The following is a 20,426-nucleotide window of genomic DNA, read 5'->3' as shown; positions in this document are numbered from 1 at the left end:
CTCAGGCCCCCTTCCCCTTGACCGCCTGCATGCCGACCGATTTCGGGCTGACCGATGCGAACAGCGCCTGGATATAGGGCCTGAACATATGCTCCAGCGCGCCGGCGAAGAGGATGACCAACCCTTGAATGATGACGATCATGTCGCGGCTGATCGCCGGCATCTCGAAGGCAAGCTCGGCCCCGCCCTGGTAGAGCATGCCGAACAGGATCGCCGCCAGCACGATGCCGACCGGATGCAGTCTGCCCATCAGCGCGACCGCGATGCCGACATAGCCGGCGCCCGAGACGAAATCGATCGCCACATTGTGCTGGTCGCCCATCACGGGGTTGAGCGCCATCATGCCGGCCAACGCACCCGAGATCATCATCGCGGTGAGGATGATGCGGGTTTCCGAAATGCCGGCATAGCGCGCCGCTTTCGGACTATGGCCATAGGTGCGCATCTCGTAGCCGAGCTTGGTGCGCCAGATCAGCAGCCAGACCAGGAACGCCATCGCCAGCGCCAGCAGGAAGCAGATGTTGAGCGGCGCCGAGCGGATCTTGGCGCCGAACAATTCGATCATCCAGTTGAGCTTCGGCAATTCCGCGCCGGCCAGGAAATTGCGTGTCTGCGGCGCCTGCGATCCGACCGGCTTCAGCGGACCGACCAGCAGATAGACCATCACCGAGGCGGCGATGAAGTTGAACATGATGGTGGTGATGACGATGTGCGAGCCGCGCTTGGCCTGCAGATAGGCCGGGATGAAACCCCAGAGCGCGCCGAACGCCGCCGCGGCGACGATCGCCATCGGAAAGATCAGCCACCAGGGCAGGACGCTGTCGAAGCTCAGGCAGACGAGCGCGATGCCGAGGCCGCCGATATAGGCCTGGCCTTCGGTGCCGATGTTGAACAGGCTGCAATGCGCCGCCACCGCCACCGACAGCCCGGTGAAGATGAAGGTCGTGGCATAGAACAAGGTGAAGGCGATGCCTGTGCCCTTGCCGAAAGCGCCTTCGACCAGGATGACGGCGGCGCGGAACGGATTTTCGCCGACCAGCATGACGACGAAGCCCGCGACGATGAAAGCAACCGACAGGTTGATCAAAGGGATCAACCCATAATCGGCCCAGGCCGGGAGCTTGGCGTAAGGCGTGCTCATTCGGCGGCCTCCTGGTGCTCGACACCGGCCATCAAGAGGCCAAGCTCGCCTTCCGTCGCTTCCGGTCCGCGTTCGCCGACGATGCGGCCGGCGAACATCACCAGGATGCGGTCGGACAGCGAGCGGATCTCGTCGAGCTCGACCGACACGACCAGCACCGCCTTGCCCTGATCGCGCATGGCGATCAGCCGCTTGTGGATGAATTCGATGGCGCCGACGTCGACGCCGCGCGTCGGCTGGCCGACGATCAGCACGCCGGGATCCTGCTCCATCTCCCTGGCCAGCACGATCTTCTGCTGGTTGCCGCCGGAGAAATTTGCGGTCTTCAGCCGCGGATTGCCGGGACGGATGTCGTATTTCTCGATCTTGTTCTTCGCGTCGGCCATGATGGCATCGACGTTGAGGAACGGTCCCTTGAGATAGCGCTCGTCGTCATGATAGCCGAGGATCGAGTTCTCGTTCTCCTCGAAGGCGAGCACCAGCCCGACATGGTGGCGGTCTTCCGGCACATGGGCGAGACCGCGGTCGCGCAATTCGCCGGGATCGGCCTTGCCGGTCAGGTCGATTGGCTTGCCGTCGAGCATGACCTCGCCCGAGACGGCGTGCCGGATGCCGGAGATCGCCTCGAGCAGCTCCGACTGGCCGTTGCCGGCCACGCCGGCGATGCCGACGATCTCGCCGCCGCGCACGTCGAAGGAGACGTCGTCGACCATGGTGACGCCGCGTGAATCCTTGACCGTCAGGTTCTTGACCGAGAGTTTTGTCGCACCGGCCTCCGACTGGCCTTTCTCCACCCGCAACAGCACGCGCCGGCCGACCATCAGTTCGGCCAACTCGCCGACCGTCGTTTCCCTGGTCACCCTGGTCGCCACCATGGTCCCCTGGCGCATGACCGAGACCGTGTCGGTAACGGCCATGATCTCGCGCAGCTTGTGGGTGATCAGCACCACCGTTTTTCCCTGTTCCTTCAGCTGCTTGAGGATGCGGAACAGATGGTCGGCCTCGGCTGGCGTCAGAACCCCTGTCGGCTCGTCGAGGATCAGGATCTCGGCGCCGCGATAGAGCGCCTTGAGGATCTCGACGCGCTGCTGCAGGCCGACCGGCAATTCCTCGATGATGGCGTCGGGATCGACCTCGAGGCCGTATTCGCGCTCCAGCCGTTCGAGCTCGGAGCGCGCCTTGGCGATGCTGCTCTTCAACAGCGCGTCGGTCTCGGCGCCGAGGATGACGTTCTCCAGCACCGTGAAATTGTCGACCAGCATGAAATGTTGGTGCACCATGCCGATGCCGAGCGCTATCGCGTCGTTTGGGGTGTTGATCGACACCGGCTTGCCCGCCACGCGGATTTCGCCGCTGTCGGCCTGGTAGAAGCCATAGAGGATCGACATCAGCGTCGATTTGCCTGCGCCGTTCTCCCCGACAATGCCATGGATGGTGCCGCGCGTGACTTCCAGGTTGATGTCGCGGTTCGCGCGCACGGCGCCAAAACTCTTGTTGATGCCTATGAGCTCGATTGCGGCTTGCGCCATGCAGCCTGTCCCACTCGTTATTTTTTTATCGCTTGGTCAAAATGCCTAGCATGATGCCCCGCCCGTGCCAATTGGCCGAAACGCCATTCACTCTCGACAAATCCCCCCGCGCTTGTCAATTTCGAAGGTGGCCGGGAGCTTCACATTCACAGAGACCGGGATGATGACGATGCCTGACGATCGGCTGACGACGCTGGAAATCCGCGCCGCCGAGCAGGAAAAGACGATCGAGGAACTGTCCGGCCAGATCGCTGAGCAGTGGACGGTGATCGAGCGCATGGAACGCAAGCTGGCCGCCCTTGCCGACCGATTCCTGGCCCTGGAGGAGCAGGCCGCTCCCGACGTGCCGGTGACCAAGCCGCCGCACTACTGAGCCTGCAGGGGGAGCGAGCGAGTTCGAGGAGAACGGTCATGGCCGGTGAAGGAGACCGCATCGCAAGGGCCGGCGACTATGTCTTCGGCCTGATGGACGAACGGGAGCGTGCTCGCGCCGAGCGCGACCTAGAGATCGATCCCGCCTTTCGCGACGCGGTGCTGCGGCTTGCCGAGCGCATGCGTGCTTTGGAGCCGCAGGGAGCGTCGGCCACGGCTTCGGATGAGCGCTGGCAGCTTATCCAGCGCCGGCTTGGCGAATTGCCGCAAATGCGGTTTGCCGGGCTGGACAAGGGCGATGCGAAGCCGCAGCCGATCGTGATCAACAAGATCGAGCGCAAGCCTTATGGCGTCGGCCTGCACTCCCTTGGCGGCCGGCTCGGCCTGGCTATCTCGCTCGCCCTGGCGGCCGCCTTCGCGCTGGGCTATCTCGCCGGCACGCTATAGGGCGCACGACATCAAAAGCATCGGCTCGCCCTCCTGCTCGAAAGCTTCCGCCGCAGTCCAGCCAAGCGCTTCGTAGAACGGTCGTGCCTGCCAGGTATAGAGATAGAGCCGGTTAACGCCGGCCGACGCGGCGTGGCCTTCTATGGCCCTGACCAGCGCCGTGCCAACGCCCTGCCCTCGATACGCCTTGTCAACAACAAGCCCGGCGAGCCACGGCGTCAGATCATGCGCCGGGTCGATCTCGTTGCGGACGAAGAGGCAGCTTCCGATCGGCGAGCCGCCGAGGCGGGCGACGACAGCCGCCTCGAACCCGTCGCCTGCGATCAGCCGGCGAAGTCCCGCAATATCCTCTGCGAGCGTCCGGCCAGTGCCCTCAAAGAAGGCGGCCAGGCGCAGCTTGGCGATCGCCTCGACATCGCGCTCCGTCATGGCTTCGATAATCGGTTGCATGATGCTGGTCGAAAAACAAACCGCCGGGCAAAAAGCCCGGCGGTCGAAGAAGCCTCGTTCAGTTGCCGATCAATACGGGCAGTTGTTGTCGGTGGTGTAGTCGTGCACCTGGACCTTGCCGGCGATAATGTCGGCCTTGGCCTTTTCGACGGCCGCCTTCATCTCGTCCGTCACCAGCGCCTTGTTGTTGTCGTCCATGGCGTAGTCGACACCGCCTTCCTTGAGGCCGAGATTTTCGACGCCGCCCTTGAAGGTGCCGTTCTTGCCGTCCATGAAAGCATTGTAGACGGCAACATCGACGCGCTTCAGCATCGAGGTCAGCACCTTGCCGGGCTGCAGGCCGTTCTGGTTGGAATCGACGCCGATGCCGAGCTTGCCGGCATCCGCGGCCGCCTGCAGCACGCCGACGCCGGTGCCGCCGGCCGCGGCATAGACGACGTCCGCGCCCTGATCGATCTGCGTCTTGGCGATCTCGCCGCCCTTGGCGGGGTCGTTCCAGGCGGCCGGGGTATCGCCGGTCATGTTCTGGATGACCTCGGTGGCCCCGGCAGACTTGGCGCCGCCGACATAACCACATTCAAACTTGCGGATCAGCGGGATGTCCATGCCGCCGACGAAGCCGACCTTCTTCGACTTCGACGCCATCGCAGCCAGAATGCCGACGAGGTAGGAGCCTTCGTTCTCCTTGAACACCAGCGAGCGGACATTGGGCAGGTCGACGGCATCGTCGATGATGGCGAAGTTGAGGTCGGTATATTCGGCCGCGACCTTCTTCAGCGCATCTTCCCAGGCAAAGCCGGCCATCACGATCGGGTTGCGGCCGTCCTCGGCGAAGCGGCGCAGCGCCTGCTCGCGCTGCGAAGCGTTGGAGACTTCGAATTCGACATAAGCGACGCCGGTTTCCTTCTTGAATTTCTCGGCGCCGTTATAGGCAGCCTCGTTGAAGGATTTGTCGAACTTGCCGCCGAGATCGTAGAGGATGGCCGGCTGGACATCCGCGGCGAAGGCCGGGAGAACCATTGCGGTTGCGGCCAGGAGGCCGAGAACGATACGTTTCATGTGATCCACACCCTGTCGGTTATTTTCCGTTGCACCGCACACCCTGCCCGGTTCTCCGGCAGGCATGCGACGTCAGGCAGGAAGTGTATGCCCTCCCGCTCGCGGCCAATCTGGCACGGCCCGAAACAAAATTCACGTGGAATTTTGACCTGTTGGAAAAAGCGTGAAGGCCGACCGTTTCGGGCGGAGTCAGCGTCAATTGGTCGGGGCGAATTCGTGGCGCCGCCGGCGGTAGCCGAGGGCGTAGAGCAGGAACGCCAGTACCGCGAACACGGCGAATCCCGGCTGGCCGAGCACCCAGGCGATGATCCCGTCCCAGACCAGCGGACTGGCCTTGGCGCGCACATAGGTCTCGAACGCGGCGCGCGTGTCGGGCGATACCGCCAGCCAGCTTGCGTTGAGCGGCGTCATGACCAGCGCCGACGCCGCGACAGACCGCGTGGTGTCGATCACCGCCATGATGACAGAAATCGACAACGCAACCATGGCCGCCAGCCGAAAGATGAAACGCAGCATCCAACGCACTCCCCGGGAACACTCCCGTCTGCCCCGCCAAACGACATAGAGCGTGCACAACCGCCACGCAATCGCGACACGTGATTTTGAGTTAGGCCCTCCGCGCCGCTTTGCGCCGGTTGACGCGCCAGATGGCGAAAATCCCGCCGCCGACGGCTCCGATGATCAGGCCGCCCAAGCCGATGAAGACAGCAAAAAACCCGCAGGCGCCCTCGAAGCAGCTCATATGGGTGGCGTCGGCGATTAGCGACCCCGCGAAAAATCCGATGCAGGCGCCGATGGCGCCACCAAGAATGATGCCGAGCAACGCGGCGACGAGCGAGACCAGGAGCGGCGGGCGTACGGCCTCGGGATTGGCATACACCGTGTCGGCGCCGGCGCCGCGCCGCAGGAGGTAGATGCAGAGCAGGCCGATGGCGATCTCGGCCACCGTGAAGCCCAGCCCTTCGGCCGAGAAGACGAAATCGGGGACAAGAAGCATGTAGGCCTGACGCACGACGAGCCAAAGGATGATGGCGACCTGCCAGATCGTATAGTGACGCGGGAAACGCGCCGACCGGTTGAAGGCGAGGCCGAGCAGGTAAAGCCCCCACAGAATGGTCACGACGCCGCCGGTCAGCCCGCCGTAGATCAGGAAGAGCACGCTTTCCGGCAGATTGAAGTCGCCGATCAGCCGCCAGCTCGAGATCAGGCCATAGGCCGAAAGCGCCATCACGATGATCAGCCACGCCACCGGGATGAAGGAGAGCCCGCTGTCGGGCCGGCCCGCGGGCTGCTGGTTGATCGATGCCATGTCAGGACAATGCCCCTCGCAAAGCCCAAGCAGTTCCGGGAACTGCGTCGTGGTTTTCCGTCCGGAAGTGCACGAAACAACGCCTCAGGCAGTCGACAGGCGGCCAGAGCCGAAGTCAAGCGCGGGAAACTCCGCCGGCCAGCCTGTGCACAGCATTCGGCTGCATGGCAGGCCACCGGCAGCTTTCGCGCCATCCACGGCAAAAGCCACGGAATGACTTGGCATTCGCTTTCGGATCGACTAGATGAGCCCCGCGCCTGTTTTGCCTAGACGGCTAGAGGTGCCGGGAAAAGGGTTGCCTGCCGGTTGAAGGCACCCCAAATTTAGGCCGAGAGCCCTTCCCGAGGGAGATGCATCTCCCCAACCCGCGCGGCGAAACCGGCCGACGCGACATGCAAGACGGAGAGGTGGCCGAGTGGTTGAAGGCGCACGCCTGGAAAGTGTGTTTACGGGAAACCGTAACGCGGGTTCGAATCCCGCTCTCTCCGCCATCAATTTTCCTAATACTAATGTTTTCAACTAGTTTGCGAAGAAGGAAGGCACCCCAAAGCCGTCCGCAATTGGCTGTTAGGCAGGTGCCCGAAAAGACGTTCCGTGCGGCCCGCCCCAGAAACCGTCGCGCTAACGCCGATCGGTTACCGCCCTGGCAGCTGACCGATCACGTTGCAATCGGTCGTGCTGTCTGAACGCGCCGTGTAGGTGGCGTAGATCACCAAATCCGTGTTCATGGCGATTTCACGCACCAGCTTTCGACGGACTGCGGTGGCGAACATGGCGGGCTCTGTGACACCGATTGCAAACGCGTCTGGTCCGCCAATGACGCAGCGCTCGAAATAGGATTGCAGGTTGGAACGGCCATACCTCGCGAACCCGTCGGCCTCGCCAATCCGGGGCAGTGCGATAGGCAGCCCGTTGATCGTCACGCCTTCCGCGAGAAGAACCTGCCGGATGGGGTCAAGGAGTGCTCCGGCATTATTGGGTCCGTCGCCGGATATATCAACGACCCTGCGCGGGCTGCGCAAGCCACTATTCGCGAACAGATCATTCGCGGCAGACAATGCACCGGAAATCGACGTTCCGCGGCCTTCAGTCAACGACAAAGCCGCGAGCCTGTCTGCCAAAGTGAGAGCGTCCTCGCGACTTTGGACGATTGTCCATGGCACGATGACGGTTTGCTGATTTGGCCCTGCCCACTCCAGATAGAGCACTGCAATTCTTCCACGCTCTCCCGACTTGACTGCCCCCGCAATGTCCGCGTGGCGGAAAGCATCGACGTAGCCGTCGCGCTGCACTCTTTGCTCAACTTTGCTCATCGACGGCGAAACGTCCACTGCAAGGATCAATTGCAGATCGACGTCGACCAGGCCGTCCTGGGAACGGTCGGTTGAGTGAGCCTGGGGCGCCATTGCCAAGAACAGGGTCATCAGGCACACGCCTGTGAGCCGGAGCACCAGCCTTGCGCCCACACTTCGAGCAATCTGCACTTCGTCGTCCATGGTGAGCCTCTCGCTGACGCTGCGATTGTCGGTCCGAGGCGTCTCGGGGTCACGAACGGCTTCCGATCATTTGCCGAAATCGGCGCTCCCCGCCCGATGTGAATGATGATGGCAAGCGCGAAACCGTGCTAGGATCGAAACATTGGACTGCGGCTTCGTGCTTGAGGGAAACGGCTTGAGTAGCTCGCCGCCCACGATGTTCGTGCTCAACGGCGTTACCGTCGACGTGAGCAGCGAGACCTTGCGCGACAAATCCAACAGCACAATCGCACTTCGTCACCAAACCTTCGCGGTGCTTCGTCACCTTCTGGAGAACGCTGATCGCGTCGTCACCAAGGACGAGCTGATGAGGGCGGTCTGGAACGGGATCGCGGTCACCGACGACAGCCTTGTGCAATGCATTCACGAGATCCGTGCGGCGCTCAATGACGGTCGGCAGGCTGTTGTGGAGACGGTGCCTCGGCGCGGTTACAGGCTGGTCCGTCCTTCAAGCGCCGGGCCAAGAATGGCCACTATCCTGGCAGCCGAACTGGCTGCTGACGGTCGGCCGCCAGGTGAGGCTGAGCGGGGCGCTGCTGTACCAATCGGGCCGTACAGGCAGATCGTCGATCGGCTGCTGGTGCAACATGCCGGTCGCGTGCTCTCGAGCGCCGAAGAGAGCGTGGTCGCCGAATTCGCAGGCCCTGTCGAGGCCTTGCGGTGTGCGAGCGACATCCAGCATGAGGTCGACAGACGGAATTGCCAAGTTCCCAAGACAAAGCGCCTGCGCTTCCGCATCGGGCTTCACCTCGGTTATGTCGTCGACGAGGGCGACCACCTCGGGGGCGAGGCGGTCGAGGTCGCAGCCCATGTTCAATCATTGTCACGACCGGGCGGGATTTGCATCACGGAAGCGGTTCATGCCCAGGCTCGAGACCGGCTCCCGCTGGAATTCATCGAGCTTGGCGAGCAGAAGCTGAAGGACGTCGCACGTGCCCTGCGCATCTACCGCGTACCTCTTGCTTCAGAGGAACCGGTCAGGTCGCCATTTCGCGGTCTCGATGCCTTCGAATTCGAAGATGCCGATCTCTTCTTCGGCAGAGCGCGGGCGATTGCTGCCTGCACTTCAAGACTGGAGCAGCAGGCAGCAAGCGGCACCGCATTCCTGCTAATCTACGGCATGAGCGGTTGCGGCAAGTCTTCCCTCCTGCGCGCTGGCCTGCTGCCGTCATTGATCCGGCCCGGAACCGTGGCGGGCATATCGTTGTGGCGCCGCTGCCTGATCCGCCTCTCCGAAGGACCGGATTCATTCGCTGTGCTGGCTGCGGCGCTGCTTAGCGAAGCTGCTGTGCCGGAACTGGCCTGCGAAGTAACAGCCGCGGAGCTCGCTCGGCTTTGCAGGAGCGCGCCGGATCGGGCGCTGGCGATGGTTCGCCAGGCACTTGGCAAAGCCGCTGGGTCGGCCCGCTCGCAGATCAGGTTGGTTGTCGCCATCGATCAGCTGGAGGAGCTGTTCACGACGGAGAAGCAGCCGGCGACGCGCGAGGCTCTCGTGCGGCTCATGACGCTGCTCGCCGCGAGCGGACTGGCCTGGGTGATCGCGGCGATCCGTTCGGATTTTTTTCACCGCTGCGGCGAGGTCCCGGGGTTCTCGGCGCTCAAGGATGGCCTCTCCAGCTACGAACTCCTGCCGCCGACTGGCCCGGAGATCGGTCAGATCATCCGTGAGCCGGCGGGCGTTGCCGGACTCCGCTTTGAGGAGAATGCCGAGTTGGGGCGACTCGATGACGTGCTGCAGGAGGCAGCAGCTGCCGATCCCGGATCATTGCCGCTTCTGGAGTTTGTGCTCGACGCGTTGTACCAGGCCGGCCGCCAGCGCCGCGTTCTCACCTTTGCGGATTATCGCGCGCTCGGCGGGCTCGAAGGCGCAATCGCGCGCCGCGCCGATGAAGTCGTGGATTTACTGGCGTCCGAGATCCAGGAGGCCTTACCGACGGTACTGGGCGCCCTCACAACTGCAAGTCTGAGCGATGACACCGTGACGGCACGTCCAGCCCTGCTCACCGAAGTTGCAGGTACTCCCGCGCGATCGGCGCTGGTCAGGGCCCTGATCGACGCGCGGCTCCTCGTCAGCGACGAGAACGCCGCAGGGCGTGTCTTCGTGCGCGTTGCACATGAAGCACTGTTGAGGCGCTGGCCGCGCGCAAGTGACATTGTGAATGCAAACCGGAATTTTCTCGAGACGCGCGAACGCCTCAGGGCTGATGCCCACCGATGGCACCTGGAAAGCAGGAATCGAGAGCTTCTCCTTCCGTCCGGCAAACGTCTGGCGGAGGGCGAAGAACTAATGTTGTCGAGACGGGAGGAGATCGACGATTATGTCCTTGAGTACATCGAGGAGTCTTTGCGTGCCCATCGGCAGAAAGAGGAGAAGGACCGGCACGCAGCGCTAGCGCTGATCGAGGCCGCCGAAGAGGCAAAACACGAGCGCCTGGAGCGCGAAGCCGAGCGCCGGAGCCTGGCGGCGGCCGCAGCAAACCGGCTTTCCCGACGTACCCGCAACGCAGCGATTGTGGCGATAATGCTCGCTCTCATCGCGGGCGCAGGCGCGCTGGTCGCCTTCAGGGCGCAGGAGGAAGCGAGGTCGCAACGCGACCAGGCGATGCGCAATCAGTTCCTTTCGCTCTCGTTCCTTTCGGAGCAGTCCACCGCGGCAGGCGGCACCGAGGCTGCGATCCTCTTGGCGCTTGAAGCACTGCCCTCAAAAGACCAATCCGAGCGGCAATATCTGTTCGAGGCGGAGGCAGCCCTCTACAAGGCTCTGCTGGCGCACCACCAGATCAAAATCTTCCGGCATGGCGCCGGCGTGACGGATACGGCATTCAATCCGAGCGGCGATCGCATCGTCACCGCATCCTACGACAAGACTGCAGCCGTCTGGGACATCTCCAGCGGTGCCGAAACTGCAGTTCTAAAGGGTCATGAAGCGGCCTTGGAGAGGGCTGAATTCAGCCCGGACGGGAGCCGTATCCTGACGGCGGCGAGGGATGGCACTGCACGTCTCTGGGACGCTGTCTCGGGAGAGCAGCTCTTTATCATGCGCCCGGTAGGCAATTATCCGACGGCAATCTTCAGCCCGGATGGCACCCGGGTGCTGACGGCGGGGGAGAACAGCGATGCAACGCTCTGGGATGCTCGGACCGGAAAGAAAGTTCTAGGTGTAAAAAGCGACGCATATACGCGTGCTGTTTTCAGTTCAGACGGCCGCAGCTTCGCGACGGCAGGCAAGCATTTTGTTTCGATCTGGAATAGCGCAGACGGCGCGCTGACGCGGTCAATGCGAGTGACCTCCTGGCCCTACAGCCTGGCGTTCAGCCCGGACGGAAGCCGGATGCTGGCCGGCCCGTGGGGTTGGCATTCACACCGAGACACTTCCAGCCTTTTCGATTTGTCGAAAGGAACGGAGATCGCAAAGCTGGCCGGCAGCAAGAGCGACACGCAATTGAACGGCGTCATTTTCAGTCATGGGGGTCAGCGAATCGCCACGGTATCCATCGATGGCACTGCCCGAATTTGGGATGGAGCGTTGGGAACGCTGGATCATGTGCTAGGCCAAGAGGTTTCGGGGTTGAAGGCAGACATCGATACGGATGAACGCGATGTGGAGATGAACGGTGCTTTCACTCCGGACGACCGCTTCCTGGCGACTGCCTCGGTCAATGGGCCGATCCGCATCTGGGACGCTGAACGCGCCTCGTTGGTGACGACGATCGCCGGTCATGAATCCTTGGTCGAGCATATGGAATTCAGCCCGGTCGACAGCAACATTCTTCTCACTGCTTCACACGATGGCACCGCTCGGCTGTGGGATGTCGACGGCGCGCTGACGACTGCGCTCTCACATGAATATCGGCCGACTTTCGCGGTCTTCAGTCCCGACAACGTCCACCTGCTGACCGGCGGCGGCGACAGCGCGGCGCACCTGTGGGATGTCGTGAGCGGGCGCGAGACAATCCGGCTCGATACACATGAGATCGTTCAAAGCGCGACGTTCAGCCCAGATGGAAGGCGCGTCGCGACGGCATCTCTTGGGGGGCAGGTCCGTGTTTGGGATGTGGCCACGGGACACGAGACCGCCCAGTTCCGATCACATCGCGGCCTGATCCAGATCCAGTTTGGTCGCGACGGCAAATCGCTTCTCTGCGCATCGATGAACGGCACCGCGCAGCTGTGGGACGCGGCGACCGGCACCGAGCTAGCCGCCATTAACACGAGCAGCAACCTACCGCAGGCCATTCTTAGCCCTGACGGAAATCTGATCCTCTCGGCCAGGGAAGACAATGCGGGCCACCTCTTGACGACGGGCGGAGCCGAGCTCAGGGTTCTTGTGGGGCATCAGGATCGCATCACGGCAGCGGCCTTCAGCCCGGACGGTCAACTCGTCGCCACGGGCTCACTCGACCACACGGCTCGCATTTGGTCGACCACGGACGGAGCAAACGTCAGAACGCTAGTGGGACACACCGGCGCGGTAACGGTCGTCGCCTTGAGCCCCGACGGTCAGTTGCTGCTGACCGGCTCGCGCGATGGAACCATCCGGATCTGGAGCGTCGCTGGCGGACTGGAAAGGGCCGTTCTAAGGGGCCACAGCGGCGCGGTGGACAGCGCCCAGTTCAGTCCCAACGGTTTGTATGTCGTGACCGCGTCCTCGAAGGATCGCACGGTCCGGCTCTGGGCGACGCAATCGGGACGCCAGATTGCCGTCCTCGGCAGCCACGACGAAGCAACCATTCTACTGGGCTTTACACGCGCAGCTTTCAGTTCCGACGGCACCCGCGTTGCAATTGTTTCCGGCGAAAAAGATGTCCGCATCCTTCGCGTCTTCCAAACGTCCCGGGACCTCATTGACTTCGCCCGGCGCACCGTCCCTCGCGAACTCACCGCTTGCGAGCGGCGAAGCTTCTTCCTTCCTGAAGACCCTGCAATTGGCACTTGTCCGGGCTGAGGTCGACAACGGGGTCAGAGCCCTTGTGATCAATCTGCGATGCCAGGCCGATACCGCAGCATGTTTTCGATCTTCTTCGTCCGCTGTGGAGGGTGCGTAGCAGCCATTCCGGGTCTGGGTTGGGCATTCTGATCGAATTCATAAGAAACTGGGATGGAGACGTGTCTGTACCTCAGACAGGTAGGCTTGCCGGTCGCCATCCAAGGCAACCGTGAAGCAAACAGCGCAACGAGCCGGAGCGAAAGCCAAATTTTTTCAATTATTTAGATGCGAACTCGAAAGACGCTCTCTTCGCCAGCACTCCAACGGTCGGGATGGCGGCAAGCCGCATCGTGGGCGGCTCAGATTCCGCGCTCTGGGGTGTGGATCGGCCTATGGTTCGTCCTTGTCGATCCCGATGCTCTCGCCCTCGCCATGCACCTGGTTCCGGTCCCAATCGTTGGTCTTGTCAGGCGTTTTCGCGGCAGCTTTTTGGTTTTCCCGTTCCTTGTCCTTGCGGGGCTTAGGACCGGGCAGATCGCGCGATGATTTGGGTTCCATTGAGGTGTGTCCCTGTCAGTCGAACAGAACCCAACGTGGGCTGAGCTCGAATGTTCCGGCGCTTTGCCGGCGATATGCGTTGCAGGGACATCCCGGCGTCCTGCGGAAGGAACCGGGCAGCCCACAGATACGTTCTGGCGCTCATGGATGAGCTTGTTGAACGTTTCGGGCAGCAAACCTGGCTGCCATTTTCCGTAATTTCAGCCAGGCTTTTGCTGGCTGCGGTTCTTGGCTCACTCGTCGGCATGGAGCGCGAATGGCGTAACCGGCCGGCCGGGCTGAGGACGCATATCCTGATCTGTCTAGCAACCGCCTTGATCGCCATCCTGGCCATCGAAATCACCCATCTCCCCGTCTTCGATGGCCAGGAGATAGCCATTGACCCCATCCGCCTGATTGAAGCCACAACTGCCGGCGTCGCATTCCTGGCTGCGGGGCTAATATTCTTCTCCAAAGGGGAGATTCAGGGGCTGACGACCGGCGCGGGAATGTGGCTGGCCGGTGCCATTGGATTGGCAGTGGGTCTCGGGTTCTGGCAGATCGCAATTCTTGGCACAGTCTTGGCGCTGATCGTGCTAGGGCTTTTGCAGCTGGTGCAGGTTGCCCCAAAGGACGAGCAATAGTCGGAGCATTTGGAGGCAGGGCGTCCAGTCCCTGCGCTTGTCGGCGTTACAGTGTTTTGCTGAATTGCAGATTCCGATCGTCTCGGCCGGCGCACTCATGGCAGATCATGACCTGTCACCAGATCAAGTGCAGACACCCATGGTCCGGCCCGACAAGGCAGGAATCCTCCTAGCCATTTTCGGCTCTGCGCAGCAGCCGCGACAAGTGCTGCCGATGCATCGCCTGCATGTCTTCAAGCAGCTGGAGGAAGCGCAGGGCGTCATCGGTCGGCAATCCCTGATCGCTGAGGTCGGCAACCAACTCGTGCTGGCGGCGAAGGTGCCGCTCGCCTTCGTGAACAAGCCGCCTGGCCATTTCGATATCATCGTCGATTGCCATTTACCGGAACGTCGCTGGTGTCGTGACGTTCCTCGGGCGGGCTGTCCAAGATTGGAACTGATTGCGCGGCCATGACTTGTTATGGGAACGGTCGTTTACCGTTGGGACGTAGCCGTCTCGGCAGCACAAAGCCCGTCGCTTCGCTCATTAGCTGCGACGGGCTTTTCAAGTCTTAGAAAATGTTAATGTCGGTCGCCGCAAGCGCGGCGCATAATGAAACTCTGCCCCGCTGCGCGGGGTAAGGGCCCGGCCTGTATGTCAAGCCCCCAACCCCGCCCGGCAGGCCGGGCTACTTTGATCCACAAAAGCGAACTTTCGCACCGTCCGGTCCGCCGCGTGGCGAGAACGGCGGCCTGCGGCACGTGAAGGCAGCCGAACGTCGTCAGCGTCTGGCGAGACAACGGATCGGCGAGCAACGCGAATGCACGGCGGAACCAATAGGCAAGGGCGCGGTTGGGGCAGATGGTCGCCTATAACGAAACAATTGATCCCGCGCTTACCGGTGCACGCGGTCGAGGCCGGATTTTGCGCCCTCGTTTCTGTCTGTTCGGAAGGAAACGAGGCCATCCTCACGAGCGACATCTGTGTCGGCCTCATTCTTATGAGAACCGGGAAGCAGTCGCGCACGCCCTTGGTCTTAGTCACCAACAGACAAGTTCGTTTGCCGGGCACGAGCCGCTTGCAATAGCTCTGCATCACCTCCCGGGAGTTCTTTGGTGATCGAAGACGATAGCGTCTGTCAGTGGGAACGAATTGACTGCTTGGTTATCGGTGGCGGTCCGGCCGGCTTGGCAGCAGCGACGTATCTCGGGCGCTTTCGCCGCCGGGTCGTCGTTGTCGATTGCGGTCAAAGCCGCGCGAAGCTCATTCCGATTACCCGCAACTGTCCCGGCTTCCCCGACGGCATAGCCGGCGCCGAACTGCTGAATCGGCTGCGGCAGCAGGCTTTGCAGAGCGGAGCCGATCTTAGGCACGATATAATCCACGAGATTGGCCGCGACGGAACGGATTTTATTGCGATCGGTTCGACAGCCATTCGTTCCCGCGCGGCGCTCCTGGCTACTGGCATTGTCGATAAGCTTCCAGAGACGCCTTCGGCAGACGATATGATCAGAGCCGGCACCTTGCGCCTCTGTCCGATCTGTGACGGCTATGAGGTGATCGATAAGCGCGTCGCAGTCCTGGGCCCGGCGGAAGAGGCAGTGAAGAAGGCATTGTTCATGCGGACCTACACTCGCGACGTCACCGTACTGACGACCGATGCTTCGAGTGAAATTGATGCAGATGCCGGCCGACTGATCCACGAAGCTGGAATCCAGCTCGAGCCCTGTATCCCTCATTCGCTACGACCCTCGGGAGAGCAGGCCACCATTCAACTCTCCAACGGAACAGCATCCTCATTCGATACCGTCTATCCAGCCATGGGATGCACGATAAGGTCGCAACTTGGCCTAGATCTCGGGGCGACATGCGACGAGCTTGGAAATCTTGTCGTGGATGCGCATCAGCGCACGGTCGTGCCAGGCCTGTATGCCGCTGGCGATGTGGTCAACGAAATCAATCAGATTGCTGTCGCATTCGGCCACGCCTCGATCGCAGCCACCGACATGCATAACTATCTTGACGATACCAAGTGCTAGTTTTCACCGGTGAATTGTGATGCATCTTGTTCAGATCCTGCTCCCCTGCTCGGACAACAACGGCCAGCCTTTCGCTCAAGAAGATTTCGACCGCGTGAAGGAAGAACTGGCGAGTCGCTTCGAAGGCGTTACTGCTTACCTTCAGGCGCCTGCCGACGGTTTGTGGAAAAAGGGTGCCGAGTCCAACGCCGACAAGATTGTGATCTTCGAAGTCATGGCCAACGAGGTCGATCTCATCGACTGGCGTGAACGCCGGATCGCACTCGAGCGGTGGTTTCGACAGGAGAAGGTGGTTATCCGCTACATGCCGATCGCGCTGGTGTAGTCGTTCTTGTCCATGCACGGGAAATCAGAGCCGGCGCCTCTCCTGCCGGCGTAGCTCAGATGAGCTCGCTCGGCCCGTCGGCATCAGCCGGTCCCGAACCATTCGATGGCCGGGCGGGTGATCATCAGCCATAAGATAGCGGCGACCGCGCCGAAGGCCGGAAAGCCGAAGACGAACCAGAGCCGGAAAAGCCGGTGATAGCGCGGCGGAAGCAGCTGGCCGGCTTTCGCCGCCGCCAGGGCAAGATCGCGCATCTCCATCTGCATCCAGACCACGGGAAGCCAAAAAACACCGGTCACGACGTAGAGAAGGATCGACAGCGCGATCCAGCCGTCCCAGAGCGAATAGCCGACGAGCCAGGCAAGCGCGACGCCGGTGATCGGTTGCGCCACAACTGCCGTTGCCGTGAACAGGAAATCGGCAACCACGACAATGCGCGCGACAGCGGCCACGGTAGCCGGGTTGCCGGTCCGGTGTGCAAGCAGCATGAAGAAGGCGATGCCAGCGCCCGTCCCCAGCAGAACCGCCGCGCCCACGATATGGAGGTATTTGAGACCGAAGTAGAGCATCAGCGCTCCTCCAGGATCGCCAATGCGACGAAGTGCAGAAGAACGATCGGCAGGATCTTCATCAGCGGGCCGAGCGGTTCATTCCACAGATCGGGCCGCAGGAGCGTGCCGGCCAATGCATAAAAAACGCATACGCCGATCGCTCCCCAGAGCCCAACGCGCGCGGTTTTGCGAAGCGCGATGAGAAGGCCGATGACCAGGTCGGCCAGCGCGCCGGCGATGACCAACGGCGCCGCCAGCGCGCTCACCGCGGTACCGATCAGGAGTTGGACGCCGCTCTGCCATCCGGTTGTCAAGGATATGATTCCGGTCATGATCCAGAAGAACGGCAGCACCGTGAAGATCGCGGGTTTGATGAAGTAGAGGCCGGCAAACCACCTGTCCTGCACCGTGGCTGGGTTTGCGGCGAGTGCTGTCGGGAGACCTCGCGGCTCGATCCCGGTTATCGCCTTCCAGGGTCCGGGATCACCGGTTGCTCCCCGGCTGATCTCAAGGGCGGCGTTGGTGCGCATGGGAGGGCGCCATCCCAGCACACTGACGGCGTCACCCAGCCGATAAAGTAGACGCGCCGCCCATCTCGGGAGAGCCAGGACGCGAGCCTCGTCCCATCCAAGCCACCTGCGGTGATGCGCGACTACCTCCTCCATGGCGAAGGCGTCCGGACCAGCAAGGTCGAGAGCGATCCGTGACGGGCTGTCAGGGCTGAGGAAAAACGCCACCGTTTCGACCACGTCCTCAAGTTGAACCACCTGCAGACGGCCGGAGCCGGGCATGGAGGGCAGCAGAGGAAGCGCGGCAAGGCCGCGAAACAGGGCGCTCGCTCCAAAAACGGGGCGGCCCAGAACGACGGAGGGTCTCAGCACGACCCAATCCAAGTCGAGCGCCATCAAGGCCTCCTCGCCGGCATATTTGCTGGCGGAGAAGGCCGAGGGTTGCTCACGATCGACGCCGATAGCGGAAAAGTGGATGACCCGGCGCACCCCGGCTTGCTGGCAGGCACGAAACAGCGCCGCTGCGCCCAATGCATGAACCCCTGTCGTATTTTCGCTGGCGCTGTCCTGCAGAACACCGGCACAATTCACCACCAGGTCAACGCCTTGAAGAGCACTGCCCCAGTTCTCGGGGGCGAGCGCCTTCGCCATATCGATGGCGACCGTTCCCGCCTCCCCCGCCCGGCTTGATCGGCGTCGTGAGGCCCGCACGACCTCGTGCCCTGACGCGACCAAACGCGCGCACACCGCTGTGCCGATGAGACCGTTCGATCCCGTTACGAGAACCTTCATTGCCGATGTCCCGCCGGACAAGACAGCGCGGCGGGCCGAAGGGTCGGATCGTTCCGCAGAACGCGCGGCCCGGTCACCGGCTTCTCCTCTCGGCTTGCTGGTCGAACGCCTCGATGGCGGCGCGTTCCATCTCTCTCAGTGATCTCGAAAGCGTCAGGCCCCAAACGACATGAGCTGCAATCATCAGCATGTTTCTCCTGATGGGGTGACGGTGCGCCGGGGTCAGAATGCGGGCGGCGGGAATCCAACCGAGATAGCTCAGCGCCCAGATGCATAAGCCGTAGGCGATCCCGCTCCCTCGAGTGGTGGGCAGCAGGGCAAACAAAGCACCGGTGAGACCGCCAAACCCGAAATGCGCAAGCAGTGTTCTTGAACGTGCTTCGCGCTCGTCAACAGCTGGAAAAGTGCGGTCGACGATCTCGCGAGGCGGAAGCGGATAGCGCTCGTCGTCGGGCAGGACTGCGTGCAGGCGCCTCATCGTTGCTGTCATCGCCATGGTCGCCGCGACGCCTGCCACAGCCCCAAGCAACGCCTTATCGAGCGGCCGCATTGCTCACCATCTCTTCTCCATTGGGATCGAAAGACGACCTTTGCGTCCAGCCTGACGTCGACGCTTCAGGCCAGAGGCAAGAATCAACGCCGTCGTCCTCGACCCTCACTTCGCTTTAAAACCTCCATCAACCCGGCAAGCCGGTCAGGGAGCCACCTCTCGGTCCGAAACAGCGGAAGTGCACGCAGATGGCGCCTCATTATCTCACTGGAAAACTGGCGCCTCAGTAGCTGCGCAACCTGCTCATTATTATGTCTTCTATGTCCAACCATTTTCGTGACCGCAATCGGTTCGGTCACCAAACCGGAAAGACTTGCAGTTTGTTCCTGGACAGCTGAGCTGTTCTGCCAGCTCCATTATGCTAAGTGCTCGTCGTCCTGTTCTAAGGTTGGCCATCCGTGTTTTCGCCGAATTGCACCCGACGACGGGCGCCGATATTGGAGCACGACCGGGGCGGGTCGCACCAAGAATGGTGACATGGGCGGCGCCGCCAACATCCAGAAGGCGCCGGCGCGGGCAGCAGCCGCCACTAGCAGAACCAGGTAATCCTATTGGCCGCGAAGCAAGCTCTCGAAAGCTTCCTCGAACAGCCTAGCCATCTCGGCATAGCCGCCGTCGGACGGATGCAGGCCGTCGCCGCAATCGAAGGCGGCGAGCAGCCTCGACGGGTTGGCGGGATCGGCCAGCGCACGCTCGAAATCGACGACGGCATCGGCTTCGCCCGATGTCCTGATCCAGGCGTTCACCGCCTCACGGTCGCGCTCCTTGGTCGGAGAGTAGAACGTTCTGAGCGGCTGGCCTTCGAAGGCGCCGCTGAAGGGCGGCAGCGTGCCAAGCAGCACCTTGATGCCGTTGAGGCGGGCGCGTGCGATCAATTGCCGGTAAGCCGCGATCAGGCTTTCGACGGCGACGGCCTCCTGGCGACCGGCAAGCATGGTTTCCGGCCAGCCGATGTCGTTGATGCCTTCCAGCACCGAGACCCATCGGACGTTGGGAAAGCCCAGAACGTCGCGGTCGAAGCGGGCGAGCGCGTTGGCGCCGCGGGCGCGGCTGGCAAGCACGCGGTTGCCGCCGATCCCCTGGTTGAGGACGCCGATGCCTGACAGCCGGCCGCTTTTCGCAAACCGCTCCGCCAGCCGGTCCGGCCAGCGCGCATTGCCGTCGACGGTCGAGCCGAAGCCGTCGGTAATGGAATCGCCGAGACAAACCAGAGAGCCGCTGTCCGGCCCGCTCTCGACCAGCACGGCGCTGAGGAAATAGCGGCTGGTCGAGGTCTGCTGCACCGGCAGTTCGGCTGCGCCGGCGAAGTCGCCGATTTCGGAGATGTAGGCGGTCTGCTGCGCCTCGTAGTGATAGGTCTCGATCGGAGCGAAATCGGGGAAATAGAGGCTGATCGCGATCTGCCCGAGATCGGGAACCGCTAGGTCCACAACATCGCTGAGCAGCGGCGCGCCGGGCGCTAGATCGGTCTGCCGTTCGCCGCCGAACGTCACCTGCCGGATGCTGCCGGCGTCGACCGCGCCGTCTTTCGCGGCAAGCGCGACGGTCGCGGCGCCGATCCGAATCGGCGAGGCGCCATATTCGTTGGACAGCCTCAATCGCAACCTCTCACCGCCTGTGCTGACGCGCACGACTTGGCGTACCGTCTGCCGGTGGAAGCCATAGAGCACGGCGTCTCCCGGCCAGACGTTCATCGGGCTTGCGCTCCAGGTTCCGATCCAGTGCTTCAT

Annotated in this window: 19 protein-coding genes and 1 tRNA gene; 8 read left to right on the top strand and 12 right to left on the bottom strand. The window is 62.4% G+C overall.

What is annotated here, in order from left to right; genetic code table 11:
• Window position 1 precedes the first annotated feature (1 nt).
• Both P9217_RS13980 and P9217_RS13975 read right to left on the bottom strand, forming a co-directional pair.
• Window positions 2-1,141, bottom strand: a complete 1,140-nt coding sequence (locus P9217_RS13980) for an ABC transporter permease (RefSeq protein ID WP_095781077.1) — start codon at window positions 1,139-1,141, stop codon at window positions 2-4.
• Window positions 1,138-2,670 carry an ABC transporter ATP-binding protein gene (locus P9217_RS13975; protein ID WP_278087084.1) on the bottom strand — a complete coding sequence of 511 codons (1,533 nt, stop codon included), beginning with the start codon at window positions 2,668-2,670 and terminating at the stop codon, window positions 1,138-1,140. The genes P9217_RS13980 and P9217_RS13975 overlap by 4 nt, the downstream gene beginning before the upstream one ends.
• 163 nt (window positions 2,671-2,833) lie before the next feature.
• On the opposite strand from P9217_RS13975, the gene P9217_RS13970 reads away from it, so the two are divergent.
• Window positions 2,834-3,043 (top strand): SlyX family protein, encoded by a 210-nt coding sequence (locus P9217_RS13970; RefSeq protein WP_067002641.1) that lies wholly within the window; start codon window positions 2,834-2,836, stop codon window positions 3,041-3,043.
• Window positions 3,044-3,081: 38 nt separating this feature from the next.
• Entirely contained in the window at window positions 3,082-3,489 is a 408-nt protein-coding gene (locus tag P9217_RS13965; protein WP_278087083.1) for a hypothetical protein, read from the top strand.
• Here P9217_RS13965 and P9217_RS13960 read toward each other — a convergent pair.
• The 4 genes from P9217_RS13960 to P9217_RS13945 all read right to left on the bottom strand — a co-directional run bounded on the left by P9217_RS13960 (window position 3,484) and on the right by P9217_RS13945 (window position 6,307).
• Window positions 3,484-3,939: a GNAT family N-acetyltransferase gene (locus tag P9217_RS13960; protein ID WP_278087082.1), complete on the bottom strand. Its 456-nt coding sequence runs from the start codon at window positions 3,937-3,939 to the stop codon at window positions 3,484-3,486. The genes P9217_RS13965 and P9217_RS13960 overlap by 6 nt on opposite strands.
• Before the next feature lie 69 nt (window positions 3,940-4,008).
• Window positions 4,009-4,998 carry a BMP family ABC transporter substrate-binding protein gene (locus P9217_RS13955; protein WP_278087081.1) on the bottom strand — a complete coding sequence of 330 codons (990 nt, stop codon included), beginning with the start codon at window positions 4,996-4,998 and terminating at the stop codon, window positions 4,009-4,011.
• 195 nt (window positions 4,999-5,193) lie between these two features.
• Window positions 5,194-5,514, bottom strand: coding sequence for a hypothetical protein (locus P9217_RS13950; RefSeq protein ID WP_067002648.1), 321 nt, complete (start codon window positions 5,512-5,514; stop codon window positions 5,194-5,196).
• 91 nt (window positions 5,515-5,605) lie between these two features.
• Entirely contained in the window at window positions 5,606-6,307 is a 702-nt protein-coding gene (locus P9217_RS13945) for a hypothetical protein (RefSeq protein ID WP_278087080.1), read from the bottom strand.
• Window positions 6,308-6,708: 401 nt separating this feature from the next.
• Here P9217_RS13945 and P9217_RS13940 point away from each other — a divergent pair.
• A tRNA-Ser gene (locus P9217_RS13940) sits at window positions 6,709-6,798 on the top strand.
• Between the two features lie 144 nt (window positions 6,799-6,942).
• Here the strand turns inward: P9217_RS13940 and P9217_RS13935 are convergent.
• Complete coding sequence (locus tag P9217_RS13935) at window positions 6,943-7,803, bottom strand: DUF1194 domain-containing protein (RefSeq protein WP_278087079.1); 861 nt, start codon at window positions 7,801-7,803, stop codon at window positions 6,943-6,945.
• Window positions 7,804-7,945: 142 nt separating this feature from the next.
• Between P9217_RS13935 and P9217_RS13930 the strand changes: the two genes are divergently transcribed.
• Window positions 7,946-12,787, top strand: a complete 4,842-nt coding sequence (locus P9217_RS13930; RefSeq protein ID WP_278087078.1) for a winged helix-turn-helix domain-containing protein — start codon at window positions 7,946-7,948, stop codon at window positions 12,785-12,787.
• 372 nt (window positions 12,788-13,159) lie between these two features.
• On the opposite strand, the gene P9217_RS13925 is transcribed toward P9217_RS13930, so the two are convergent.
• The gene (locus P9217_RS13925; protein WP_164746634.1) at window positions 13,160-13,327 is read right to left on the bottom strand and encodes a hypothetical protein; all 168 of its coding nucleotides are present in this window, start codon (window positions 13,325-13,327) and stop codon (window positions 13,160-13,162) included.
• 143 nt (window positions 13,328-13,470) lie between these two features.
• Between P9217_RS13925 and P9217_RS13920 the strand changes: the two genes are divergently transcribed.
• From P9217_RS13920 to P9217_RS13905, 4 genes are all read left to right on the top strand, one after another.
• Complete coding sequence (locus P9217_RS13920) at window positions 13,471-13,950, top strand: MgtC/SapB family protein (RefSeq protein WP_095800651.1); 480 nt, start codon at window positions 13,471-13,473, stop codon at window positions 13,948-13,950.
• 97 nt (window positions 13,951-14,047) lie between these two features.
• The gene (locus P9217_RS13915) at window positions 14,048-14,404 is read left to right on the top strand and encodes a hypothetical protein (protein WP_278087077.1); all 357 of its coding nucleotides are present in this window, start codon (window positions 14,048-14,050) and stop codon (window positions 14,402-14,404) included.
• 641 nt (window positions 14,405-15,045) lie between these two features.
• Window positions 15,046-15,969, top strand: coding sequence for an NAD(P)/FAD-dependent oxidoreductase (locus tag P9217_RS13910; RefSeq protein WP_245322269.1), 924 nt, complete (start codon window positions 15,046-15,048; stop codon window positions 15,967-15,969).
• Window positions 15,970-15,988: 19 nt separating this feature from the next.
• Entirely contained in the window at window positions 15,989-16,294 is a 306-nt protein-coding gene (locus P9217_RS13905; RefSeq protein WP_067318770.1) for a hypothetical protein, read from the top strand.
• Between the two features lie 83 nt (window positions 16,295-16,377).
• Here P9217_RS13905 and P9217_RS13900 read toward each other — a convergent pair whose 3' ends face one another.
• The 4 genes from P9217_RS13900 to P9217_RS13885 form a co-directional block, all read right to left on the bottom strand.
• On the bottom strand, window positions 16,378-16,863 hold the full coding sequence (locus P9217_RS13900; protein ID WP_127241191.1) for a DUF2269 family protein: 486 nt from the start codon (window positions 16,861-16,863) through the stop codon (window positions 16,378-16,380).
• Window positions 16,863-18,146, bottom strand: coding sequence for an SDR family oxidoreductase (locus tag P9217_RS13895; protein WP_278087392.1), 1,284 nt, complete (start codon window positions 18,144-18,146; stop codon window positions 16,863-16,865). The genes P9217_RS13900 and P9217_RS13895 overlap by 1 nt, the downstream gene beginning before the upstream one ends.
• A 73-nt stretch (window positions 18,147-18,219) precedes the next feature.
• Complete coding sequence (locus P9217_RS13890) at window positions 18,220-18,696, bottom strand: hypothetical protein (RefSeq protein WP_067318776.1); 477 nt, start codon at window positions 18,694-18,696, stop codon at window positions 18,220-18,222.
• Window positions 18,697-19,244: 548 nt separating this feature from the next.
• Window positions 19,245-20,426: an SGNH/GDSL hydrolase family protein gene (locus P9217_RS13885; RefSeq protein WP_164746844.1), complete on the bottom strand. Its 1,182-nt coding sequence runs from the start codon at window positions 20,424-20,426 to the stop codon at window positions 19,245-19,247.

Origin of the sequence: Mesorhizobium sp. WSM4989 (genome assembly GCF_029625795.1) — a bacterium.
GTDB lineage: Bacteria > Pseudomonadota > Alphaproteobacteria > Rhizobiales > Rhizobiaceae > Mesorhizobium.
This window is presented reverse-complemented; position numbering and strand designations above follow the sequence as displayed.